This is a genomic window from Coleofasciculus chthonoplastes PCC 7420 (assembly GCF_000155555.1).
Lineage (GTDB): Bacteria > Cyanobacteriota > Cyanobacteriia > Cyanobacteriales > Coleofasciculaceae > Coleofasciculus > Coleofasciculus chthonoplastes_A.
Genome location: NZ_DS989868.1, coordinates 23,479 through 46,270 on the forward strand (window position 1 = coordinate 23,479; position 22,792 = coordinate 46,270).

Annotated in this window: 18 protein-coding genes; 6 read left to right on the top strand and 12 right to left on the bottom strand. The window is 45.4% G+C overall.

Features of this window, described 5'->3' with window-relative positions:
• Positions 1 to 8 precede the first annotated feature (8 nt).
• The 8 genes from MC7420_RS28795 to MC7420_RS35805 form a co-directional block, all read right to left on the bottom strand.
• Positions 9 to 1,166, bottom strand: a complete 1,158-nt coding sequence (locus MC7420_RS28795) for a citrate synthase (RefSeq protein ID WP_006105125.1) — start codon at positions 1,164 to 1,166, stop codon at positions 9 to 11.
• A gap of 155 nt (positions 1,167 to 1,321) precedes the next feature.
• Entirely contained in the window at positions 1,322 to 1,825 is a 504-nt protein-coding gene (sixA, locus tag MC7420_RS28800; protein ID WP_044210359.1) for a phosphohistidine phosphatase SixA, read from the bottom strand.
• Between the two features lie 231 nt (positions 1,826 to 2,056).
• Positions 2,057 to 2,401, bottom strand: coding sequence for a hypothetical protein (locus tag MC7420_RS28805; protein ID WP_044210362.1), 345 nt, complete (start codon positions 2,399 to 2,401; stop codon positions 2,057 to 2,059).
• Between the two features lie 131 nt (positions 2,402 to 2,532).
• Entirely contained in the window at positions 2,533 to 3,804 is a 1,272-nt protein-coding gene (locus MC7420_RS28810) for a DHH family phosphoesterase (protein ID WP_006105112.1), read from the bottom strand.
• Positions 3,805 to 3,937: 133 nt separating this feature from the next.
• Positions 3,938 to 4,435, bottom strand: coding sequence for an HNH endonuclease (locus MC7420_RS28815; protein WP_006105078.1), 498 nt, complete (start codon positions 4,433 to 4,435; stop codon positions 3,938 to 3,940).
• A gap of 492 nt (positions 4,436 to 4,927) precedes the next feature.
• The gene (locus MC7420_RS28820; protein WP_006105098.1) at positions 4,928 to 6,448 is read right to left on the bottom strand and encodes an adenylate/guanylate cyclase domain-containing protein; all 1,521 of its coding nucleotides are present in this window, start codon (positions 6,446 to 6,448) and stop codon (positions 4,928 to 4,930) included.
• A gap of 295 nt (positions 6,449 to 6,743) precedes the next feature.
• On the bottom strand, positions 6,744 to 7,799 hold the full coding sequence (locus tag MC7420_RS28825; RefSeq protein WP_044210367.1) for a diguanylate cyclase domain-containing protein: 1,056 nt from the start codon (positions 7,797 to 7,799) through the stop codon (positions 6,744 to 6,746).
• A 150-nt stretch (positions 7,800 to 7,949) separates the two neighbouring features.
• Complete coding sequence (locus tag MC7420_RS35805) at positions 7,950 to 12,374, bottom strand: PAS domain S-box protein (protein ID WP_006105181.1); 4,425 nt, start codon at positions 12,372 to 12,374, stop codon at positions 7,950 to 7,952.
• 1,044 nt (positions 12,375 to 13,418) lie between these two features.
• Here MC7420_RS35805 and MC7420_RS28835 point away from each other — a divergent pair.
• From MC7420_RS28835 to MC7420_RS28860, 6 genes are all read left to right on the top strand, one after another.
• Positions 13,419 to 13,625: a hypothetical protein gene (locus MC7420_RS28835; protein WP_044210369.1), complete on the top strand. Its 207-nt coding sequence runs from the start codon at positions 13,419 to 13,421 to the stop codon at positions 13,623 to 13,625.
• A gap of 430 nt (positions 13,626 to 14,055) precedes the next feature.
• Positions 14,056 to 14,565 carry a CIS tube protein gene (locus MC7420_RS28840; protein WP_006105074.1) on the top strand — a complete coding sequence of 170 codons (510 nt, stop codon included), beginning with the start codon at positions 14,056 to 14,058 and terminating at the stop codon, positions 14,563 to 14,565.
• A 460-nt stretch (positions 14,566 to 15,025) separates the two neighbouring features.
• Positions 15,026 to 16,882, top strand: coding sequence for a VgrG-related protein (locus MC7420_RS28845; protein WP_006105108.1), 1,857 nt, complete (start codon positions 15,026 to 15,028; stop codon positions 16,880 to 16,882).
• Positions 16,883 to 16,903: 21 nt separating this feature from the next.
• On the top strand, positions 16,904 to 17,563 hold the full coding sequence (locus MC7420_RS35810) for a PAAR domain-containing protein (RefSeq protein ID WP_006105148.1): 660 nt from the start codon (positions 16,904 to 16,906) through the stop codon (positions 17,561 to 17,563).
• A 352-nt stretch (positions 17,564 to 17,915) separates the two neighbouring features.
• Entirely contained in the window at positions 17,916 to 18,332 is a 417-nt protein-coding gene (locus MC7420_RS28855) for a GPW/gp25 family protein (protein WP_006105028.1), read from the top strand.
• A 151-nt stretch (positions 18,333 to 18,483) separates the two neighbouring features.
• Positions 18,484 to 20,706: a putative baseplate assembly protein gene (locus MC7420_RS28860; RefSeq protein WP_006105099.1), complete on the top strand. Its 2,223-nt coding sequence runs from the start codon at positions 18,484 to 18,486 to the stop codon at positions 20,704 to 20,706.
• A gap of 47 nt (positions 20,707 to 20,753) precedes the next feature.
• Here the strand turns inward: MC7420_RS28860 and MC7420_RS28865 are convergent, their stop codons facing one another.
• The 4 genes from MC7420_RS28865 to MC7420_RS28880 all read right to left on the bottom strand — a co-directional run bounded on the left by MC7420_RS28865 (position 20,754) and on the right by MC7420_RS28880 (position 22,514).
• Positions 20,754 to 21,062, bottom strand: a complete 309-nt coding sequence (locus MC7420_RS28865) for a hypothetical protein (RefSeq protein WP_198016586.1) — start codon at positions 21,060 to 21,062, stop codon at positions 20,754 to 20,756.
• A gap of 104 nt (positions 21,063 to 21,166) precedes the next feature.
• Positions 21,167 to 21,532, bottom strand: a complete 366-nt coding sequence (locus tag MC7420_RS28870; protein WP_006105163.1) for a papain fold toxin domain-containing protein — start codon at positions 21,530 to 21,532, stop codon at positions 21,167 to 21,169.
• Positions 21,533 to 21,886: 354 nt separating this feature from the next.
• On the bottom strand, positions 21,887 to 22,240 hold the full coding sequence (locus MC7420_RS28875) for a PIN domain-containing protein (protein ID WP_006105106.1): 354 nt from the start codon (positions 22,238 to 22,240) through the stop codon (positions 21,887 to 21,889).
• Positions 22,224 to 22,514 carry a hypothetical protein gene (locus MC7420_RS28880; protein WP_006105149.1) on the bottom strand — a complete coding sequence of 97 codons (291 nt, stop codon included), beginning with the start codon at positions 22,512 to 22,514 and terminating at the stop codon, positions 22,224 to 22,226. Before MC7420_RS28880 ends, MC7420_RS28875 begins: the two co-directional genes overlap by 17 nt.
• Positions 22,515 to 22,792: the final 278 nt, after the last annotated feature.

The following is a 22,792-nucleotide window of genomic DNA, read 5'->3' on the forward strand; positions in this document are numbered from 1 at the left end:
CACCTGTTTTACACTAAGGGAATTTGCGATGTCCGTTCCTGGATAGGAACATAAGCGACGTTGTGATCGCCGGTATAAATCTGGGTGGGTCGAAAAATCCGGTTTTCTCCGAGCTGTTCGTTCCAGTGCGCCAGCCAACCGGCTACCCGTGCGATCGCGAATATCGGGGTAAACAAGTCGGTGGGAATACCCAGTTTCCGATAAACCAAACCGGAATAGAAATCTACATTCGCGTAAATGCCTTTATATCCCAGTTTTTCCTCAACCGCCTGTTCTAACTCCAAGGCAATTTCGTAGTATTTATCGGAACCAAACTTATCAAATAGTTGTTCGGCTAAATTCTGAAGAATCGTTGCTCGCGGATCTTTCACCTTATAGACGCGGTGACCAAATCCCATGATTTTTGCCTTGCGCAGCAAGCAATCCTCTAGATAGGGACGCACATTTTCCACCGAACCAATTTCTTCGAGCATCGAAATCACTTCTTCATTCGCCCCCCCATGCAAAGGACCGGCAAGGGTACCGACTGCGGATGCGATTACCGCATAGGGGTCAGTTAACGTCGAAGCTGTCACCATGGCTGAGAACGTAGACGCATTGATCGTATGTTCCGCATGGAGGGTTAAGCAAACATCAAAGACGTGAGATTCTAGGGGGTCAGGTTCTTGCTCGGTGAGCATATACAGGAAATTAGCCGAATAGTCTAAATTATCGTTCGGCTTTACCGGGTTATTCCCCTTCCGCATCAGCTTAAATGCTGCCACCATTGTTGGGATTTTCGCCAACAGGCGGACAACGGCTTCCCGGATATAACTAGGAGCGGGGAGAGCGCGTTTTGAGTAAAAAAGACCCAATGCTGCTGCAGAGGCTTGCAGTGCATCCATCGGATGTCCGGTTTCCGGGAAACATTTCATCATGTCCTGAATCCGATATTTAATCCGTCGATGATAACGAATTTCCGTTTCAAACGCTTTTAGCTCCTCCTTGGTTGGTAGCTCACCCCAAATGAGAAGATAGGCGGTTTCTAGGAACGTGCTTTTTGTAGCGAGTTCTTCAATCCGAATACCGCGATACTCTAATATTCCCTGTTTGCCATCAACATAGCTGATACTGGATTGGGCAGCGGGAATGCCTTCTAAACCTGGTTTATACTCGCAGACAGTCATAGACTCGTGCTTTTAACCTTTACGATATGGGTTGTTTAGTTGCCCGGTGAAGGGCGCTTCCGTTTCCGGAGTAGAGAGATATGAAGTGTTCTCAGGCTAACTTACCAGAAACTGGGAGATTAGTAGCGTGTGTTACAAAAATTCTTAAGGATCGCTTAGATTAGCCATTTTGGAGAGGTTAGCAAAAATAGCTCACTTTGCCCCAGAGGAACTCCTGTTTCTTTCAGGTTTAACCCAATAATGCCCGCTTTCTTGAGGACGAGTTTTTCTTGTGCTTCTCCCCAGACCAACAATTCTGCCCAATTGCCTAAATCCGGTTGATGACCGACTAACGCTAAACAGCTTTCCCTGCTCCGGTTTTGACGCCATTTCTGTAGCCAGTTAACCCAGGTATGGATATCCCCATCAGGCGCAAGGCTGGGAAATTCGTCGAGTTGCTCACCTAAACCTACGTCTTGCAGAATCGCGGCGGTTTCTTGCGCTCGGACTAAGGGACTGGTTAATATGTGGTCAAACCGTAGACCGCGATCGCGCAGTTGCTTGGCGACTTTGGTGGTTCTTTTGCGCCCTTTGTTGGTTAGGGGACGATCTTCATCGTTGGCATAGTCTTCGCGATCGGCAGCGATACCATGACGGATCAAGTAAAGTTTTATTGTCATCCGTTTTTTATTTTTTCCTAAAAATTCAAATTGTAGGGTTCTCCAAGAATACAATCAAGATTTTAATGAACTACGGCAACTTACTTCGTTGAAGTTGTTATTTCTGACGCTTCTTCGCCGATGCCTGCTTCATGCTTGGAGCTTTTATAACAGTTCCCAAGCCAATGCAGTACTGACGATCTCCGCCGTTAACTTTAATTGTCCCCACCTACTTATTATCAAGCATCCGTATTAGCGTATAGCTTGGCGTTGAGAGTAAATCTCTTCCAGAAGCAGATCACGGAGTTCGTCAACAATATCATCGGGTGGATTGCCAGCTAGCGCCCGTCCAATCAGTCGTTCGGCTTCTCGGAGTTCAGTACACTCTAGGGCGAGAACGGCGGCGCTGCGATGCAAAACAGAGCGGGTGGGTTCCAGGTCAAGTTGATTGGCAACTAAATCAGCCGCTGCCCGTTCTTGGGCAAAGGCGGCTCGAGAAAACTCTCGCATTGCTTTAGCGTCGCCCCGTTGACGAGCTAAGACCGCCTGGTCTACCAATTCCATTGCTTCTCGGTGAAGAGTTTCTATGTCCTGCATTTTTCAACGATATGGGCTTTGGGAGTGCCAAATTCAACCACAGCAACGTAGCCAGGAGCCACGGTGTCTGAAGGACTGATCCTCCGCATAAATAAATATTGAGCTCTGTCATGCTCAAGAGCCACACTCATTTAATCGGCATGAATCACATTATCTTTGGGATTAACTAAGCGCCAGAGTTTTTGCTTGATTTGAATATCAAAGACTTCCCATTTGAGCTTGGTGTATTCGGTATTGTCATTAAAGCCACCTAAGAAACCAATCGGGATTTCAAAACCGCCAGCGGTCATGCGTCCGCCACCAAAGAATCGTCCCTGATTGTCTTGACCAAAGGCTTCTTTAATAAATTCGTCGGGATCAAGGGTGATTTTACTGGTTCTCAAAGAACCAATCACGACTTCGACTTCTTCGTCTTCGTTGTGAACAATCCCGTAAACGACAGCCGTATGGACATTTTCTTCAGTCACCAAAAAGTCAGCGGCTTGGGGAATTGCATCCCGGTCATCGTACCGTAAATAGCCTACCCCCGCCATCGAAAAATTATTCTGAACAATGCGGTTTTTCAGCGATCGCTCAATCACATCCATGACTCGTCGCGATCGCGCAGTTTGCAGGACAGCATTAAGTAACTGTACGTCATAGAAACGGCTCAAATACGCCGCCGCTAGGAAATCCTCTTCCGTCGCCCGCATTAGGCGATCGGTATCGGCACGTAGACCGTGCATTAGTGCTGTAGCACACTTAACATGGGTACTAATGCTACTATCCAGCTTAAGTAACCCGGTTTGTAGGTATTGGCTGAGGATCGTAGCAGTCGCCCTTGTCTGAGGTCGCAAATCGGTAAATTCTGCCTCCAGATTATCCTGAGGGTTGTGATGGTCAATCAGGACGACAATGGGGACACCTGCTTGTTTGACAAAGGGCATTAATTGGGTTGTGGTTCCCTGATTATCAACCAGCACACAACCTTGATACACGGAGAAATCCCGATCCTTCAATGTCTGAATTCCCCAGCGCTTAGCAGGTAAGTTGGTCAACTTGACCAAGGCAATGTTTTCCTGATGAGACAAAGTTCCTGCATATACAATGTCACATTGAATATTGTACTGTTGGGCAATTAACTGGTACGCCCAAGCACTCGATAGAGCATCAGGATCAGGGAAATCTTGAATGACAATAAGCTGGCGTTCTGAACTGTGACGATCTAAAACCTGTTGCAGTTCTCCGATTTTAGCTTGGGATGCATCAAAACGCCGCTGACGTTCATCGGTATTGTTACTGCGGTTCTTGGGATTTTTTTGGGAAGTTTTCTGTTGGTGTGAAGCAGCCGCACTCCCATCCGAAGGTGATGCTTTAGGGGGGAGAGCGTTATTATTGACAGATTTAAGTGAGTTGGATTCCATCGTGGGCAAGGTATTCAGCCATCATAGTTTTACACCAATCGCTCCTGGAATAGGGGCTGGTGATTGCATGGGCATTGGAACCCACTCTTATAACTTATAGCCCAATATCTGAAATTCAATTTTTTCAGGGATCTTAAACACCAATCACATACTTGCGCCACTCCTGATGGACTCCGCCTTTGACCTGTTTAGCCACCTCAAAGTGCAAACTGCTATAGGGTCTGCGGGGTTGATGTCGCAATATCATGTTGGCTTCCTTCGGGGTTCGGTTGCCTTTTTTGACATTACACCGTACACAGGCGGTGACAATGTTTTCCCAAGAATCTCCCCCATGTCGAGAACGCGGAATCACATGATCGAGGGTTAAATCATCACCCGTGTATCCGCAGTATTGACAAGAATGACTATCACGATAGAGGATATTGCGGCGGGTTAAGGGAATTTCTTTGTAAGGAACCCGAACGTAATGGCGCAAGCGAATAACTGTGGGAAGCGGTAACTCTGGATAGACATATTTGCCGTTGTGTTCAATCTGTTCCGCTTTGCCTTTGAGCATCAAAACAACCGCTCGCCGCCAATTGGTGACATTGAGCGGTTCGTAGGAGGCGTTTAACACCAGAACCTTGCTCATTAGGAGATCGAAATAAAGTGAATATTATTCCAGATAGTAACACAGGTTGATGAGGCTGGGTCATATTTTCATGATCACTTATCAAAGCTAAACATCAGCGCGATCGCGGATTTGTCATTCTCCAACGCCGAATTTTTTTCGCCCAGCTTGCGGGTTCAGTCTAAAATTTAAGTTAGGTGTATCCTATATCTAGTGTTGTCAGTTTTGATATTAATCATTTCAACCCTAAATATAGAAGTTGAATCATTAAGTTCAGATCAAAGTAAGTTCGGCACCATTGTAGAGACGCGCCATGGCGCGTCTCTACATAAATGATGTGTCCTAACAGCCATGGCGGTTGCTATAGCTTGCTTCTCGCTTGCGCGAGTATGACGAATGACGAATGACGATCCGAGAAATGTAGCAGGTAATACACAAACAAATTGGCACAGTTTTGCCCCAGCTCCTCGGCTTCTCCGCTCCCGGAGCGAACTTAACCGAAAATGTTTCGGTCTACTGAATTTTTTTCCCCCGCAGCCAATAGGTTGTCATTTCTCCCTTACCTTTAATCTGAATCACACCGCGTTCCTCAAACTCGTATTCGTCTTTGAGCAATTCATAAGTCGCCTGTGTTACCTGAATGCGACCTGGTAAGCCATGAGACTCCATCCGGCTAGCCGTATTCACAGTGTCACCCCACAAATCGTAGCTAAACTTTTTAATGCCAATCACACCCGCGACGACAGGACCACTATTGATTCCAATCCTGAGGCGAAAATTTTCTCCAGTTTCGTGATTAAATTCATCAATGGCTCGCTGCATCTCTAACGCCATCTGCGCGATCGCCTTAGCATGATCCAGACGCCGCCGAGGGAGTCCCGCCGCTACCATATACGCATCGCCAATGGTTTTAATTTTCTCTACGCCATGTTCCTCGACGAGTCGGTCAAATTTGGAGAAAATCTGATTCAGCAGTTCAACCAGTTGAGTCGGTGAGGTTTGGGTGGAAAACTTGGTAAAATTAACCAGATCGGCAAACATAATCGTTACCCCTTTAAAACTCTCCGCGATCGTGCGTTGACCCCGCTTCAACATCTCTGCTACAGGTTGAGGTAAGATATTTAACAGTAAGAGTTCGGCGCGTTTACGGGCGCGAGTCAGAGCAACTTCAGCTTGTTTTTGTTCGGTAATATCCGATACTGTTCCTTCGTAGTAGAGGAGTTTATCCGCTTCATCTTTAACCGTATCGATATTTTCCACAATCCAAATAATGCTGCCATCTTTCCGATAAACCTGAGACTGAAAGTCGGATAAGGTGTTGTAGCGCTGTATTAAAGCGGCTAACTCTTCCTGGCGTGTGGGTTCAACATACAGTTGTTCGCCAATATTCCTCACCTGTTCCATGAGGTCTTCGGGGGAGGTATAGCCTAAAATTTTAGCTAGGGCTGGATTGGCGGTAATATAGCGTCCCTCCGGCGTGGCTTGGAAAATGCCCTCGGTAGCTCGTTCAAAGATACTGCGATATTTCTCTTCCGCTTGACGCAAGGAAGCTTCTGCTCGTTGTCGTTCTTGAATTTCGGCTTGGAGTTGCAGATTTTGCTCCTCTAGCCGCTTTTGCAGGTTCCGGAGCGCCAGATGGGTTGTCACTCTGGCTTTAACTTCTTCCTGCTGTACGGGTTTGGTGATGAAATCTACGGCTCCCAGATTAAATCCTTTGACTTTATCCACCGCATCAGACAGCGCACTGAGAAAAAGCACCGGGATATCCCGTGTGGCTGGATTCGCTTTCAGGCGACGACAGGTTTCAAAGCCATCAATCCCTGGCATCATCACATCCAGTAAGATGAGATCGGGTTTCGCATACTCGACTTTTTGCAGAGCGCTTTGCCCATCCTGCGCCACCAAAACTTTGAAGCCAGAATCGGTTAAAAAGTCAAAGAGGACACCGAGATTATGAGGAGTATCATCGACAATAACGATGACGCCTTGATTAGAATGTTCATCATTCATCGGGGCTAATGTAGTTTGGTTCATAGTTCATAGTTCATCGTTCAGGGTTCATTACCTGATGAAATTGCCATGAACGTTGACACTCACCCGGCTGAAAGCGCGGGTGATTCTTCCGTCGTAGGGAGGCAGAGTTTAGCGTCTTCCAGGACGTGACCTTTACCCTCAGAAAGCTTACCCACCGTGTGTCCCACGGCGGCTCGACTGAGCGATCGCAGCTATTTTATTGTCTCCCGCTAGAAGATTAACTATTGTCCTATTCCTCTGCTCCCCTAGCTTCCAGACGTGCCATGGCACGTCTCTACATAGCTTCCCCAGGCAATCACTGGGGTGAGGAGCGAGAGGGGGAAGGTATAGAGCATACACTCTGAGAGTGAGGATCGTCCAGTGGCAGAAAAACCGCGCGATCGCGTCCCGTTTCTTTTGCCTGATACAATGCTTGATCCGCCGCCGCTATTAGCGCTTCCGGAGAGGTTTGATGACAAGGAACAGTGCTAGATACCCCCACACTCAAGGTGACAGAATTTTTAATCGGCGATCGCGGATGCGTCAAACCTAACTGAGTTAGCTTCGACTGAATAAATTTGCCAACTTGTAACGCCCCTTGGGCTGGGGTATTCGGTAGAATCACCGCAAATTCTTCTCCTCCATAGCGGGCGACTAAATCGGCGGGACGCTTTACCACCTGTTTCATCGCTTGCGCCACCTTATACAAACATTCATCCCCAGCTTGATGCCCCTTACTATCATTGTAGAGTTTAAAATAATCCACATCACATAAAAGCAACGACAATACCCATTGTTCTCGTCGCGAAATCCGCCACACTTGGTTAAAATATTCATCAAATCGATGCCGATTTGCCACCTGAGTTAAACTATCTAGCGTGGCTAAACGCTTCAGTTGAGCATTCGCTTTTTGCAGTTTTGCCTCAGCCTCCTGACGCTGCTGAATCTCCTGTTGGAGTTGCTGATTTTGGACTTGCAGATTTTGGCGTAGCTTTTGAATCGTCAGATGAGTATTCACTCGCGCCAACACGATTTCCTGCTGAGTGGGCTTAATAATATAATCAACTGCGCCTAATTCAAATCCTTTGATGATAACCGCCGTTTGAGACAGGGCGGTAAGAAAAATTACTGGGATATCTTGGGTAGCCGGATTAGCTTTCAGAAGCCGACAGGTTTCAAACCCATCAATTCCCGGCATAATCACATCCAGCAAAATGATATCGGGATGCTCAACTTCAGCTTTTTTGATTGCACTGTCACCATCCCTTGCCACGATAACCTGAAACCCTGCCTCACTCACAAAATCTAACAGCACTTCTGAGTTGGTGAGATTATCATCAACAATGAGAATTGTTTCTTTTTCATTCGTCATTTGTCATTCGTGATTTGTTAGTCGTCATTAGTCATTCGTCATTAGTCCTTCGTTATGCACTCAATTGGGGCGGGTTTAATTACATCTGGATGAAGTAAAACACGATAGGAGTAAAACCTGCCCCTACAAACCAAACTAAATTAAACAATTTTAATCCCCTCTATCGTTCATGTATTTTTTCACAAATTCTAGAATTTGTTTTTCCTGAAAACCATTGGCTAAACGGCGCAGTTTCTTGGCAAATAGAACCCATCGCGAATCAAGTTGTTCAAGTTTATCGGCTTGCTCACTAATCCCTTTAATATCACCCATCATAGCTAATTCATAAAGAACATTCATTTCCTTTTGGGGCGGTGCAACAATCTTTGAGGCAGTAATCGAAACCTCGGCATTTTGATCAGGTAATTTTTCTGAAGGGTAAGCACTACTTGGTGCATCGTCGGATTCATAAATCCACTCTAAATCGAGATGCTTTTGCAGAGTAGCAAAGAGAGTTTTAGCTTGTATAGGTTGTCCAATAAAATCATCACAACCTGCGGCGAGAGATTGCTGTTGTTTTTCTCCAAAAACGCTGGCTGAAATCGCCAACACAATGGTATCTCGTAACGATGGAATTTCTCGTATCCGCCGAGTTGCTTCTAATCCATCGAGTTTTGGCATGATCAAATCCATTAAAATTGCATCAGGGTGTTCTTGTTGCGCTTGCTGGAGACAGTCTTCACCATTGATCGCTTCGAGTACCTCAAATCCTAAGGGTAACAACAAGTTGACTAAAATTGAACGATTTTGCCATTGATCATCAGCAATCAAAATTTTGCGCGGATAACCGCGAAACCCACTAATAATTCTGTCTTCCACCACATCGATTGCCTGATCAGGAGAAACGGCGGGTAACTCTAAATCAACATAAAAGGTACTTCCTTGACCAACATTACTTTCGACATGCAGTTCGCCGCCAAGGAGTTGAACTAATCGCTGACTAATCGCTAATCCTAACCCCGTTCCTTCCACCTGTCGATTTCGATCGCCAATTTGATGGAAGGGTAAAAATATATCGTTTAATTGTTCAGCCGCGATGCCAATTCCGGTATCTTCAATTTGAAAGCGCATGGTGTTAGATGCTTCTGTCGCTGGTGCTTGGGCTGAAGTATAGCCCACTTTAAATGTGATACTCCCCTGATCCGTAAATTTAATCGCATTTCCCAACAAATTAATTAGCACTTGTCGCAATCGTTTTTCATCACCCCGGACAATTTTAGGTAAAGGAGAGAGAGGTTGATAGTGAAAGGCAATGGCTTTTTCGTCCGCCCGAATACGAACCATTTCGATAATGCCTTCTAGAAAATGGGGAAACTGAAATTCGCTTAAACATAAGTCCATTTTCCGAGCTTCGATTTTAGACAGGTCTAAAATATCGTTGAGTAGGGTTAACAGGTGTTCCCCACACTGTTGAATAATACTCAGTCCCTGCTGTTGCTTGGCGGTGGGATGAGGTTCACGTTTGAGAACTTGAACATAGCCTAAAATACCGTTGAGGGGAGTGCGGAGTTCATGACTCATATTCGCCAAGAATTCGCTTTTAGCATGATTGGCAGTTTCGGCTTCTTGGCGGGCTTGTTCCAGGTGTAAATTCTTTTCGGCTAATTGTTGACTAATTCGGGTTTGTTCTTCTAACAGTTGACTCTGGGCGAGGGCAATTCCTACCTGATCCGCGAGTTGACTCAATAGTTCAATTTCAAACATTTCCCACTGTCGCGGACCACTACATTGATGGGCAATTAATAGACCCCAGAGGTTCTCTCGTTGTAGAATGGGAACGACTAAATTCGCTCTCACACCAAAGGGTTGTAAAAGTTCGATATGACAGGGTTCTAAGTCGGCTTGGTAGAGATCCTCGATCGCGCGAATGCGTCCTTGGCGGTATTGCTCTAGGTAGCCTTCCCGAAAACAGGGATCATAAATCTCTTGTCCTTGAATCGGTGTCCAGCCAGGAACTACAGCTTCCGTCATAATCACGCCGGTTCCATCATCATTGAGTTGGTAGATCACCACTCGATCCACTTGCAAAATTCGGCGCACTTCTGTTACCGTTGTTTGCAGGATGGCATCGAGTTGTAAGGATTGGCGAATCTTCAGGGTAATTTCGGCAAAGAGTTGCCGTTGTAGGGTTTGACGCCGCAGTTCGGCTTCGGAATGCTTGCGTTCGGTGATATCTTCAGCAATCCCAGCAATACGGGTCATTTTACCCTTGTCGTCAAATACCCGAAACGTCCGCACCCAAACCCAGCGTTCACTCCCGTCGGGACGTAAAATGCGGTATTCTTGTTCAAAGTCTTGTTCCCCTTGCAGTTGTTTCCCTAACGCCTCCGCCACGCGATCGCGATCATAAGGATGAATATTATCTAACCAGGTCATCGGCTGGTCGTACAGACTTTCGCGGGATCGTCCCCAAACTTCCTCATAAGCGGGACTTAGATAAAACATACGGCTTAAATCGGGTGTGGTTAAAAAGAACACTTCCCGAATATTTTCCGCCAGTTGACGGAATTGTTCCTCTCTCTCTAGTAAGGCGGCTTCTGCTTGTTTGCGATCGCTAATATCCGTATGCGTCCCGACAATGCGTGTCACCTTACCATTTTCATCCCGCAGAACCAAGCCGCGCGATAAAAACCAAGGTGTTGAACCATTGGAGTGAACCATGCGAAACTCTAACTTCCATTGCGATAGTTCACTAATGAAAAGTTGATCGATGCTGATTTTCACCATCGACTGATCTTCTGGATGAACCCGCGCCATCAACTCATCAAAGCTGGGAGTATCGCGGTCTTCGGGATAACCAATCAGATGCAGGAATTGGGGAGAATAATAGTAGGTGTTGGTCTTGAAATTAATATCAAAAAGTCCGCTATCATTCGCTTGAATCGCTAGGGCAAACCGTTCCTCACTCTCCCGTAATGCCGTTTGCGTTTCCTGGCGTTGAGTAATATCTAATGCCATGGACGCAATACCAAGAAGATTCCCTTGGCTATCAATTAGAGGCGTATTATACCATTCACAAATAATGGTTCTGCCATCTTTAGTGATATTCTGATTACAAGAACGAGCAACTTGTTTGTCATACCACAGCTTAGCTTTAATCTGTTTAATTTGAGCTTGGGCAGCCGGAGGTACAATGAGGGTAGACGGATGACCTAAGGCTTCGTCGCGACAATAGCCAAAAATGCTTTCTGCTGCCGGATTCCAATCAACAATATGCCCATCGGTATTCCATTCAATCACTGCCAGGGGCGTTTGTTGAACCAACAGAGAGAGACGTTGATCATTTTTCCGCAACGCTTTCTCCATCTGCTTCTGTTCCACCACTTCGGCTAAGAGTTGGCGATTAGCGGCTTTCAGGGCGGCGGTTCGTTCCTGAAACTGTTGATCGAGATGGGCAACGATATGGCGAGACTGGGTGTCGCGATCGCATAATTCTTGGTAAGCCGTGGCGCGATCGCTGACAATGGCGGCGACAATCAGGGCGGTTATGGCGAAGATGGCGATAAACACATCTTGGGAAACGATAACCCGATTAAATGACTCAAACCTCTCAGCCTGTTGCCAAAAGGCGATACTCGCGACTACACCAATACCTAATGTTGTAATCCGTTGACCCCATTGTAGGGCTGACCATAAAATAAACGGAAATAGCAAATACTTTAAGTCAACCTGAAAGAAAGGCTGATTTAACAACTCGCTTAACTGAGTAGTAAGTTGTTGATGAAACTGGACTCCAATTGGTTCAGCAACCGTTAGGCTATCACCTGTTACAATAACCGAGGAACTAGCGGGAATCGAGAAAACACCAAACACTAACCCACTCACGATTCCCAATCCAATTAGCCAGACTCCAACCTGCCATAAAAGTGTTGAATTTTGATTTTGTTCGAGGGAAGGGTTTGTAGGGGCGGGTTTAGTGACTTGCTTTTCGCTATTGATAGTAATGTTTGTACAAAACCCGCCCTGACTCAGTGTTAAATCTGGACTTACCTGCTCATCTTCCTGATCCCCTGAGTGCATCATCGAATCACCCTGAGTCAACAGTACAGGCGTAACCACTAAAAGTCCCATAACATTACTCAACCACCACCGCAGCCAATCCCCTGCACCCCATTCCCCCGCCACAACTTCACCCAGCAGACGAATGGTTGGACTAATCAGGGAGGATAATAGAACCATACCCACCAGGAATTTAACCACATCCCGACGACGATTTAACCCTGGATGCATCTCCCAGGATTGAACCAATGTTACACCCCACAACGCTTGTAGCGTACAGCCTAAACAGGAGGCGATCGCAACCGTTCCCGGAATTCCCATCAATATCGCCCTAGATAACTCTGCCAAAGCCACACCCAGCCACAGATTGCGCCCCAGTAACAAGAGGGCGGCTTGACTAATTCCGGCGGGAATCCAGATCAAGGGGATAATATTTTGACGGCTAAAAATTGGGGCAGTAGCGATATAAATTAGCGTCAGGGCTAAGACATTGAAAAAATATCGTCCTAACGGAGAAAGATTCCAGGTTTTGTTCATCGGACTTTCTGACGTTTAAATTATCCAGGATGAATGATTATACGCTGTGAAATAAACTTGCCAAGCCAGTAGGGTGGGCATTGCCCACCAGTATACCAGTCAGTGGCATTCACCTTAAAATCAGTAACATTAGACTTTATTTTGTATGGTGTCGCGTTAGCCTAGCGGGACGTAGTAAATTGTTGCTAAACCAGTTACCCAGAGATGACTGTGATCTTCATCATATTAATCAAAAAACAATATCACACTTTACTCTCAGCTCTCTCACAAGTTGATCATCTGAATATCACCGGAGTTAAGGACAAGTAACACAGATTACATTTGGACAATGAAGAATAATTTGAATAGTCAAAACACATCAGATCAGATATCTCTCAGAATCTAAAATCTGATCCACCTGTTTTCATCTACATCTTGGGTCTTGCTATGAACCTTTGGATCATCAGTCTGTACACGCTTATTTCGCTTTATTTATTAGTCGCTTGGTTACGCTTTTTTAAACAAGGAAGAGGAATGTCATATCAGCAAAAAGTTTTATCGTTACTCACCATTGGTGTCGCCACAGTATTTTGGCCCCTTGTTCTCCCCATTGCTTACGTAAGGTTATTGAAGGCGACTGTATCACAATCGTAGAGATGTTCTGCTGAACCAAGTTAAAAACATTAGGCAGATTGTTTCATAAAGGGTGCATCTCATTAAACTCAACATTACCGGATTCCAGCTTTTTAACCTAGAATAGCTCGATAGGTAGTTGGACAAAATTAAAGGTTAAAATTGTCAAGGAACGGGAAACAATCAGAAGTTGATACTTGTTAATATTTATCAACACAACGAACAGAATTTATCTTAAGGTATTTATAACTATTTCAAATGATTTGTGAAAACAGATGAGGCGAAAAACCTTGCCCAGTCCGGTAGCTATTTCACAACTCATCCAGATAGAATAGACTAGACAATCAAGTGAGAATTAGCAAATTGAATAGACATCTGCTATAATATCTGAGACTTTGATGAACTGTGTTTATTTATACCTGGAGCTTAAAGATGACACTTTTGCTTATTAGTGTTTACATGTTGACTGGGCTTTACTTATTAGCCACTTGGTTACGCTTTCTCAAAAAAGGAGCAGGACTATCACCTCAGAAAAACGTCTTATCTTTCCTGACTGTGGGCATCGCGACGTTATTTTGGCCCCTTGTTCTCCCCATTGCTTACGTGAAATTATTAGATGCTACAGCATCGCAATCGTAGGGATGTTCCGGTGGAACATCTTTAACAAGACTGAAACAAATCACGCACAAGGTTAATTGAACCCTGGGATAAGTAGGTGGACACAATTAAAGTTAACGGTTGAGATTAGGGAATACCTCGGACTTCGGCGTGAGGCTTCGACGGTGAGCGCGGCAACTGAGCCTGTCGAAGTTCAGTCGAACGCTTCGCTCAGTAACACGCTCGGCAACATGCTCGGTGTGTAACAGGGAACAGTAAGGCTTTGAGGGCGGTTTACCGAACTGACTTCGGAGCGTGCCGTTTTCTTTTGTCCGACTACTTAAGAGGGACTTACCTTACAGGTGGGTAAGCCCTTTTCTCAACCTTCTGGTAGAGTAGTCAGTAAGAGTCTTTCGAGAAAACTCAGCGTCATTGACAATCTCCGGAAAAACTGAGTCAGAGATAATCGAGCATGTCACAACTTGTAAAAGCTCAACTGATTTCTACAGATGGTGGGGGAACAATTGATTTCATGTTCAACCCCAACCAGTTAGCGTTTAGCCAGCAAATTAACTTAACAAAAAGTAGCGGAGCGCGAACGGGTCGAGGATTACCCAAGGTTAACTTTGCTTATCCTGAACCCGTTACTCTCTCGATTAACGATATTATTTTTGATACCTATGAGACAGGGGAGAGTGTTCTCCGCCATCTCAAGCCCTTTGAAAAAGCGGTCAATTTTGCCGAGTCGGGGGAAGGAAAGGAAAAACGTCCTCCCACTTATGTGTTTACCTGGGGATCTCAGGAGTATATTCGCTGTTTTGTTACAAAAGTTGATTATAACCTGACCATGTTTCTGCCCGATGGGACACCAGTCCGAGTGTCGGTAAACCTGACGTTGGAAGAAATTGATGAGTCTGTGTCTCAACCAGGGATGGGAACGCCACAACCCGGTGCTAGCCAGCGTCATACTGGTGGGCGTTAATGTAGTGGCATGACCCAGCTAATTTGGTGGATTAGATGAGGCTTGTAGTAAGGGAACCTTAACCCTCTCCAGCTATGCGTCAAAGCACTACTTACTCCAAACAAAGTCCTATTTAAACCCGGTCACGCCAGTAGTGGAGTGGCACACCTTATTAGGTGGGATCGGTTGTAGGTAATGCTATCCATCATCAATCCGACCATAGTTTAATTGACATCAGACCTTTTATAATAGTGACCTGTTGAATTTGGCAGATGAATGCTACATTCATCTTAAACAGGTTATTCAGATTAGTTTACAAAACGTAAAACTAAGGCAAGCGAAACAGGCAGGCAATACACTAAAAAAATCTACCAAACCCCTGCTTTTTGCCTAAATTGTCCCCTGCTCACATCAATTCCCCCTGGGTAAATTCCCAGTCAGCGGCACAACTCAGTGCCAAGTCTTGATTCTAGAGGTCGCCATGGCTGTTACTTATGTAGCTGAACCAATTTTAGAAATTGATGGTCAGTTAGCGTCCAAAGCGTTACTTGACGACATTATTGAAATTGCGGTGGAAGAAAGCCTCCATCTTCCCGGAATGTTTACCTTAGTGATTAAGAATGATTACTTTCCGGGGCGCAGCGAGGATCAATCGTGGCGACATGCTGACTTATTTGAAATTGGCAAAACGATTAAGATAGGTTTCGGGTCAAGTACCACCAAAGCCCTAGAGTTTGAAGAGGAACAGAAAGATTATGTCCTAGAAGGGGAAATTACAGCGATGGAATGTCACTTTACCCGTGATTCCGAAGCGCCGATGATTATTCGCGGCTACGATATTTCCCATCGACTGTGGCGGGGACGGTATAATCGCTCATTCCAGAACATGACCGATACCGATATTGTGAATAAAATTGCTGGGGAAGTCGGGATACCCACAGGTACGATTGATGAAACCGGGGGACCTTATGGATACGGGGATATCAATGGGTCGAATGGCTATGTGTTCCAAGAAAATCAGACCAATCTCGAATTCTTGAGGAAACGCGCCGCCCGCAATGGTTTTGAATTCTTTGTTCAGGATGGAAAATTAAACTTCCGCAAACCCAAAGTGGATGAGTCTTTAGAACTGAAATGGTTAAAAGATGTCCATAGTTTTCAGGTTAGAATCAGTAGCGCTGAACAAGTGAGTGAAGTTGAAGTCCGGGGCTGGGATTATAGTCAAAAACAACCGATTGTAGAGACAGCGAACAAAGGACAGGTTTTTACCCAAACAGAATATGGTGAAGGTTCTCAAACCAGTACCAGTTTTAAAGGGAAGCCACCAACCCCTAAGATGATTGTAGTGGATCATCCAGTCTTCAATGCTCCAGAAGCAAAGGCAATAGCTCAAGCCGTGTGTGACGAATTAGGAGGAGAATTTGTCCATGCTGACGCGGAAGCTGAAGGAAATCCCAAAATTCGACCCGGGCGAGTGGTGAAACTGAACGATTTGGGTAAGTACAGTGGCGAATACTATGTCACCGAAACCCGCCATCTATTTTACGAACGGGTTTATACTACCGAGTTCACGGTGCGTGGCTTACGGGGAGACAATCTCCCTCCCATTATGTCCCATGAAGTCCCCTTCCATCCCGGACAAACGCTTCTAATCGGCATAGTTACTAATAATAAAGATCCGAAAGGTTGGGGCAGAGTTAGGGTAAAGTTTCCTACCCTAACCGAAGAACACGAAAGCAACTGGGCAAGAATTATTGGCTATGGAATTGGACCAAATCGAGGAAATGATTGCCTCCCAGAGATAAATGACGAAGTTTTAGTTGGTTTTGAACATGGGGACATCCATCGACCTTATGTATTAGGGGGAATCTGGAATGGCAAGGATAAGCCACCTGAGAGTGTAAATGACACAGTTCATGAGGGCAAGGTGCGTGTGCGAACAATTCAAACCCGGACAGGTCATAAAATGCAGTTTGTTGAAGAAGCCAAAGGCGCGGTTAAAGCGGGTGCGATATTTAAAACCGTACTTGGTCATATCATACAGATGAATGATACAGATAAGTGTTTAGAGATTAAAACCGCTGGTGGTCATACGGTACTACTGGATGATACAAATAAAAAGATAGAAATAAAATCTACGGGTAACCTTTCCATGGTGATGGATGATGGTGGGAAACAAATTCAACTTAAAAGCGGTGGCGGAACTATTACGATGAAGCAAACAACGGGTGAAATTAATATCAAAGCGGGAACAAAACTTACCATTGATGCTGGACAAATCGATATTAGCGCCTCAGGTATTGTTAATGTTAAAGGTTCACTAATCAAACTGAATTAGAGTAAATTAAGGAGAAAGAATATGGGAAAACCCGCAGCAAGAGTTGGCGACAACGTAGCTCATCTTCCACCCACATTAACACCCGGACCTGGTAGTTTTAATGTATTAATTGGCGGAAAACCAGCTTGGCGGGGTATACCCGCCGCCTCAGCAGCCGTTTTGCAATCTGCTAAAAAAGCATCTGATGCTATTATCAAAACGGCTGTGGCAGCGACAGTATCAGCGGCTGGTACGCCAGCTGCGCCGGCGGCAAAGGCAGCAGAAGAGGCGACTAAAGCGACAATGGCTGGCGTGATGGGCAGTCTGATCTCAAGTATGGCAGCTAGTGGAGCAGCTGCAGGTGCGGCGGCTGGCGGTATTGGCGCTACAGTCGATACCCATACCTGCACAACACCCTTGCCTATACCTCCCCATGGACCCGGCGTGGTTATTGACGGTAGTACGTCGGTTTTGATTAATGGACTTCCAGCTTGTTTTATGGGCAACACTGTTTTAGAAGCTTTAGGTCCGCCCAATAAAATTTTAATGGGTTGTCCTACTGTTCTAATCGGTAGCGGACCAGCCGCCAGTGTTTCTGTAGACACCAGTGCTATGGCAGCTCAGATGGAGGCTCAAGCCAGTCAAGCTGCAGCAAAAGCGAAAAAGAAAGCGGAGGAAGAACAGAAAAAGAAAGAGGGATAGAACAGCAAAAGGAGTTCTACAGAAGTAAGGCTCATAAGTAGGGGTATAGATAGACTGAGGTTCACGGAAAAGGGTGTATTCTATTCAAATCCTACTTATTGAGTTTTCCTAAGCTGCCATGCCTTTAAATTGTGTCTAGGTAGTGAGCAAGATGCTCACCCTACAAGAATTTTAACATTCTTGATATTAGACATTAAATGTTTAAATGCCGAACAATTTAAGCTGTTCTAAATAACTAAAGCTGCCCGTACAATAGAAATTGACTCTTGATATTTTGTGACCATTAACTGAGGTTATAGCAAATAACGTTATAGGAAAGTCGCACTTATCCTAATGCACTAAATTTTTAGAAATGGCAGACATTACAAATAATCAGCCACGAGATTATCTGGGTAGAGGACTATCGTTTCCCTTACGGGGAAACTTGCAAGGAAGCCTACAACTGAGCGCCGACATCCAGAATATCGAAGAATCCATTGCGCTAATCTTGGGTACTAAGGTAGGTGAACGGGTTTACCGACCAAATTTTGGGTCGCGCCTGTCTGAACTCGCCTTTGCGCCAATGAATACCCAAACGCTTTTGCTGATTCGGGTGTATGTTGAGGAAGCCCTGAAAATGTGGGAACCTCGAATTGTACTTGATGGCGTTTATACAGAACCTGACCCCCTTCGCGGTCGGGTCAATATTATTATTGAATATCATCCCAAAGATTCCCATGATACTCGGAGTCTGGTTTATCCGTTCTATCTCCAGCCCTCTGGGGAGTAGTTCCACCGGAAGACGTTCCACCGGAACGTCTCTACAAAAGGAATGATAGAAAACCAATTTCTCAGTGTAATCTGTGTAACTAACCTCTCATATCCCTACCCCAATCTCTCCAATAAATCCGTGAAATCAGTGTTTTGACGAATGACAAACTATGGAATTTGATTTTTTACCGAATTTACCAAAATCTGATCTAGACGATCGCGCGTTTCAGGATTTAGTAGAAGAGTGTATCCTCCGTATCCCCCGCTATTGTCCAGAGTGGACGAATTACAACCCCAGTGATCCAGGAATCACGCTGATTGAACTGTTCGCTTGGCTAACTGACCAAATGTTGCTGCGGTTCAATCAAGTCCCCCGGCGTAACTATGTTACCTTTCTGGAATTACTGGGGATTCGCCTGCAAGCGCCAACCCCAGCTCAAACCCAACAAACATTTTATTTGAGTTCGTCTCTCCCCGAAGCCTACACGATTCCCACAGGAACCGAAGTGGCGACAGTACGCACCCAAGCCGACGATGCGATTATTTTTAGCACCGATCGCCCCCTGGTGATTGCTAAACCCAGTATCCGCCATTTTCTCACCTCAGACATTGCTGAAGAGGAACCCCAAGTGCTGCGCGATCGCTTCGTGGGAACCTGGACTCAGCAACCCGGTGGCGAATGGCAAGGCTTAGAATTATCTATATTTAATGAACAACCCCAAGTGGGAAATTGCTTTTATCTCGTCTTTGAAGGGGATCAACCCATCGAAGGCAATGTTATCGCCCTCCGCATTAAAGGTGAAGCCGCTACCTCCACCGGGATTAATCCTGAAGATCCCCCCCGCCTTTGGCAAGCCTGGAATGGTATGTCTTGGCAACCCATCTTGCTGCAAGAAGCCGATGATAGCACCAAAGGATTCAGTTTTAGTGAACTGATCCGTCAAGGGGGCAATCCCTTACAAGGGGCGGATGTTGTCCTCCATTTACCCCTACGTTTACCCGTTACCCAATTTGTCACCTATCAGGGACGCTGGCTGCGCTGTATTTACAACCAACCTCAGTTCAATCAACCCGGTTATATGCGTTCCCCGCGCATCGTTGGTTTAGATGTCCGGTCGATTGGCGGTACAGTGGAAGTCACCCAATGTACCACGATTCGCAATGAAATCCTGGGTGAAAGTGATGGAAATCCCGGTCAAACCTTTCAACTGCAAGGACGGGGAATTTTACCCCGTCGGGAAGAGGAACATATTCTGGTGATTCCGCCTGGAGGCTTGCCACAAATATGGCAAGAAGTCAATGATTTTGCCGATTCAGGTCCAGAAGACCTGCACTATACCATTGATGCGATTACTGGCATGATTCAATTTGGTCCCCTATTACGAGAACCCTCTCAACTGCAAGAACAGACGTGGTGGCGTTCCCGTTCCCAGAGAGTCCCGTCGCAAATGCTCAGTTTAGTCAGTGGTAGAAATAGCGGGGTAGAACGACGGGAGGGCGCGGCGATGCAGTCGATGGAACGTCAATATGGCGCGGTTCCCCCTAGAGGTGCGGTGATCCAAATGGCTGCCTATCGCATTGGGGGTGGTCAACAGGGTAACGTGCAACGGGGCGCGATTCAAGTCCTCAAATCCGCCGTTCCTTATGTGGCGAACGTGATTAACTATTCTCCCGCCCGGAATGGCGCTGATGCGGAATCTTTAGAACAAGCCGTGATCCGGGTTCCGCGACTCCTAAGAACCCGCGATCGCGCCGTCACTCGCGAAGACTTTGAATACCTAGCTATGGAAGCCGGAGGCGGCTCTATTGCTCGCGTGTTATGCTTATCGCCAATTCTCAAAGAAGACGCCGGACGAGTACGTCTGCTGCTTGTACCCAACGCCAATACCGATGGAATTGAGCGCGGTGAAGGAATTGACCCAGACTTTTTAACCCTAACCCCGCAACTCACCGAACGAGTGCTAAGTTATCTCGATGAACGACGATTACTCGGTGTAGAAATCCTCTGTAGCCAACCTGATTACGTTGGGGTTGCGGTACAAACGGAAGTTGCTCTGGATACAGCTTATAATAATCCCCGTGCCCAACAAGAAATATTATTGAAACTACAAACCGCACTCTATCGTTTTCTCAATCCTTTAACTGGGGGTTCAGAGGGGAACGGTTGGTCATTTGGTCGCCCAGTTTATTCATCGGATATTGTTACCTTATTGCAAAGCGTTCCTGGGGTACAGTATTTAGGGGCGGTACAGCTATTTGAATTACGCCGTCAGGGGCAGAATTGGATGCGAAGCTCACCCCTAACTCTCATTGACCCCGGTCCTTTGGGTCTAATTTGTTCCTGGCATAGTAATCGATCACGCTCTGGTCATGTGATTAATTTGATTACATAAGTGTGAATTAAGTTTAACTTTCCTATTGGCTTCGGGGTGCTACGGGACTACAAGATTGGCGATTCCACTTGCTCTTCGGTGGATTCATGTTTGCCATTTTTCTCGGATTCTTGGGTAAATTCTTGAAATAACTCAAAAAATTTATTGAGTGCAGTTCTTTCATCTTCCGAATAAAAGAGGATTATATTATCCCAAGATTGTCCGGTGCTAATATTAAATTTTTTCTTAATCCAATTGGGGAATTCTACAAATTCTTGCTCCTGTTGTGTTGGGGTAATTCCTAATTGACGGCGGGCTAGGTTATAACCTGATAAACAAGAGCGCAGGTTGCTGATATGGGGCTTTCCTAGGTACATTGAAGGTCGTTTTTGAATTTTATGGATTAGGTCATATAAGTCGCTCATTTTCAACCTCTTGATTTCGATTGTCATCTTTATTTTACCTCAATTCCCCTTATGATTTAAAAGTCAGTCTCTGTAATTTGGAAATTGCCGCCAAAGTCTTTGATGGGACAGTAGAGGTTATTCAGCCAAGCTTTTCGGGAAATGCCCTGGTGATGAATATTATCAAAGATAAGTTTTTCTTCCCCTATTTTCACGGCAATTCCTTGATGTTGACCATTGGTGGCAATAGTCTGTTGGAGGATTTCATGATAGATATTCCCGTAAGGATCTTCTGCACTCCCTGTATATAATTTAATCTGTTTGGCAGGAATTCTTAGTTCGGTGAGAAATTGCTTGATTGCCTCAGCGCACTGTTGGCATTGAAATATCATGAAGCGATTTGCAATTTTGGTGATTTGTTGACGAAGTTCTTCTTGAGGCAAGTCTGTGTCAGCAAAATTGGTTACTACTGTAGTAGTTTAAGCGATTTGGGCTTAAATTTTTTCGTACCTTGGGTGATTTCACTCTTTCTCGTTAACCCAACCCTAACGCGATCGCACTTATTTTTTTACCTACCCATTTATACGATAGAGGCTTGACTTTGGCTAATTTTTTATGTACTATCTCATCATGGTCAAATGTGCGAGCCTATAGACTCTATACTTATCACTTCTAAATCCCAAATTACACAGATTGAGTGACACTAAAAAGAAGACTTAATGGTGTGCTACGCTACTACAAGATTGGCGATCGCTTAAGTAAAAGGATTGAGTAGTGAAATTCCGCAATCCTCAAAATCACGGATGTTTCGTGTGACTAGGGTAAGTTGATGGAGATCGGCGGTAGCAGCGATTAGCATATCCTCGCTTAGTACGAGGTTTCCCTTGTGTTCTTAATTGACCCCGCAATTCACCACAATGTTGGGCGATTTCAGCCGTAATCGGTAGGATTTGGCAATGGGTTCTCAAGAATTGGTCAAACCAGCTTTGGATTCTGGAATTGGGATTTGAGGTTAACCCGTAAGCGATTTCTTCTAGGGTAATCACACTTAAGGAAATTGATGAAATTTGAGTACTCCATGCTAACACCCCTGGATTCGGTCGGGGGCGGGCGAGTTCACTGATAATATTAGTATCACAAAGAAATGTCACGGCAATTATCGAAAAAGGGATTGAGCCGATCAGTGCGAGGCGGCACTTCCAGGGTATAGTTTTCGGCAGCACAAAGCTGGCGCAATTGGGCAAAGGCATCGGCTAGGGAAGGTTGGCGATGTTGTTGCTGCCAAGCGAGGAATTCCTTAAATGTTTGAGCTTCGACAACGGCGGCGACGAGTTTGTCTTGGTTGTAAATCAGTTGTGGTTCGACAACGGCGGCACTAATTAGTTCTGGTAATTTTTGCTGGGCTTGTTCAATTTTCCAGTTCATTAGGGTTTTCTTTTAGTGAAACATCATCGGTTGGTGGGTTTGGCTAATCAACTGCCTCTATACCCTAATATACAGCCAACATCTCCGACTTGACGTTTACCCATCGGTTAAATTCTCGATTGTTAGAGGGTTGACTTTGGCTAAGTTTTTAGGTACTATTTCATCATGGAAAAATGTGCCAACCTATAGACTCTGTACTCATCACTTCAAAAACACAGATTACACCGATTGAATGACACTCTAAAGAAGACTCAATCGTGAAGGACACAGATTGACAC

Excerpts from the sequence above, each read along its gene's own strand:
- MC7420_RS28795 (WP_006105125.1), bottom strand. The coding sequence starts at position 1,166 with ATGACTGTCTGCGAGTATAAACCAGGTTTAGAAGGCATTCCCGCTGCC.
- sixA (WP_044210359.1), bottom strand. The coding sequence starts at position 1,825 with ATGACAATAAAACTTTACTTGATCCGTCATGGTATCGCTGCCGATCGC.
- MC7420_RS28805 (WP_044210362.1), bottom strand. The coding sequence starts at position 2,401 with ATGCAGGACATAGAAACTCTTCACCGAGAAGCAATGGAATTGGTAGAC.
- MC7420_RS28810 (WP_006105112.1), bottom strand. The coding sequence starts at position 3,804 with ATGGAATCCAACTCACTTAAATCTGTCAATAATAACGCTCTCCCCCCT.
- MC7420_RS28815 (WP_006105078.1), bottom strand. The coding sequence starts at position 4,435 with ATGAGCAAGGTTCTGGTGTTAAACGCCTCCTACGAACCGCTCAATGTC.
- MC7420_RS28820 (WP_006105098.1), bottom strand. The coding sequence starts at position 6,448 with ATGAACCAAACTACATTAGCCCCGATGAATGATGAACATTCTAATCAA.
- MC7420_RS28825 (WP_044210367.1), bottom strand. The coding sequence starts at position 7,799 with ATGACGAATGAAAAAGAAACAATTCTCATTGTTGATGATAATCTCACC.
- MC7420_RS35805 (WP_006105181.1), bottom strand. The coding sequence starts at position 12,374 with ATGAACAAAACCTGGAATCTTTCTCCGTTAGGACGATATTTTTTCAAT.
- MC7420_RS28835 (WP_044210369.1), top strand. The coding sequence starts at position 13,419 with ATGACACTTTTGCTTATTAGTGTTTACATGTTGACTGGGCTTTACTTA.
- MC7420_RS28840 (WP_006105074.1), top strand. The coding sequence starts at position 14,056 with ATGTCACAACTTGTAAAAGCTCAACTGATTTCTACAGATGGTGGGGGA.
- MC7420_RS28845 (WP_006105108.1), top strand. The coding sequence starts at position 15,026 with ATGGCTGTTACTTATGTAGCTGAACCAATTTTAGAAATTGATGGTCAG.
- MC7420_RS35810 (WP_006105148.1), top strand. The coding sequence starts at position 16,904 with ATGGGAAAACCCGCAGCAAGAGTTGGCGACAACGTAGCTCATCTTCCA.
- MC7420_RS28855 (WP_006105028.1), top strand. The coding sequence starts at position 17,916 with ATGGCAGACATTACAAATAATCAGCCACGAGATTATCTGGGTAGAGGA.
- MC7420_RS28860 (WP_006105099.1), top strand. The coding sequence starts at position 18,484 with ATGGAATTTGATTTTTTACCGAATTTACCAAAATCTGATCTAGACGAT.
- MC7420_RS28865 (WP_198016586.1), bottom strand. The coding sequence starts at position 21,062 with ATGTACCTAGGAAAGCCCCATATCAGCAACCTGCGCTCTTGTTTATCA.
- MC7420_RS28880 (WP_006105149.1), bottom strand. The coding sequence starts at position 22,514 with ATGAACTGGAAAATTGAACAAGCCCAGCAAAAATTACCAGAACTAATT.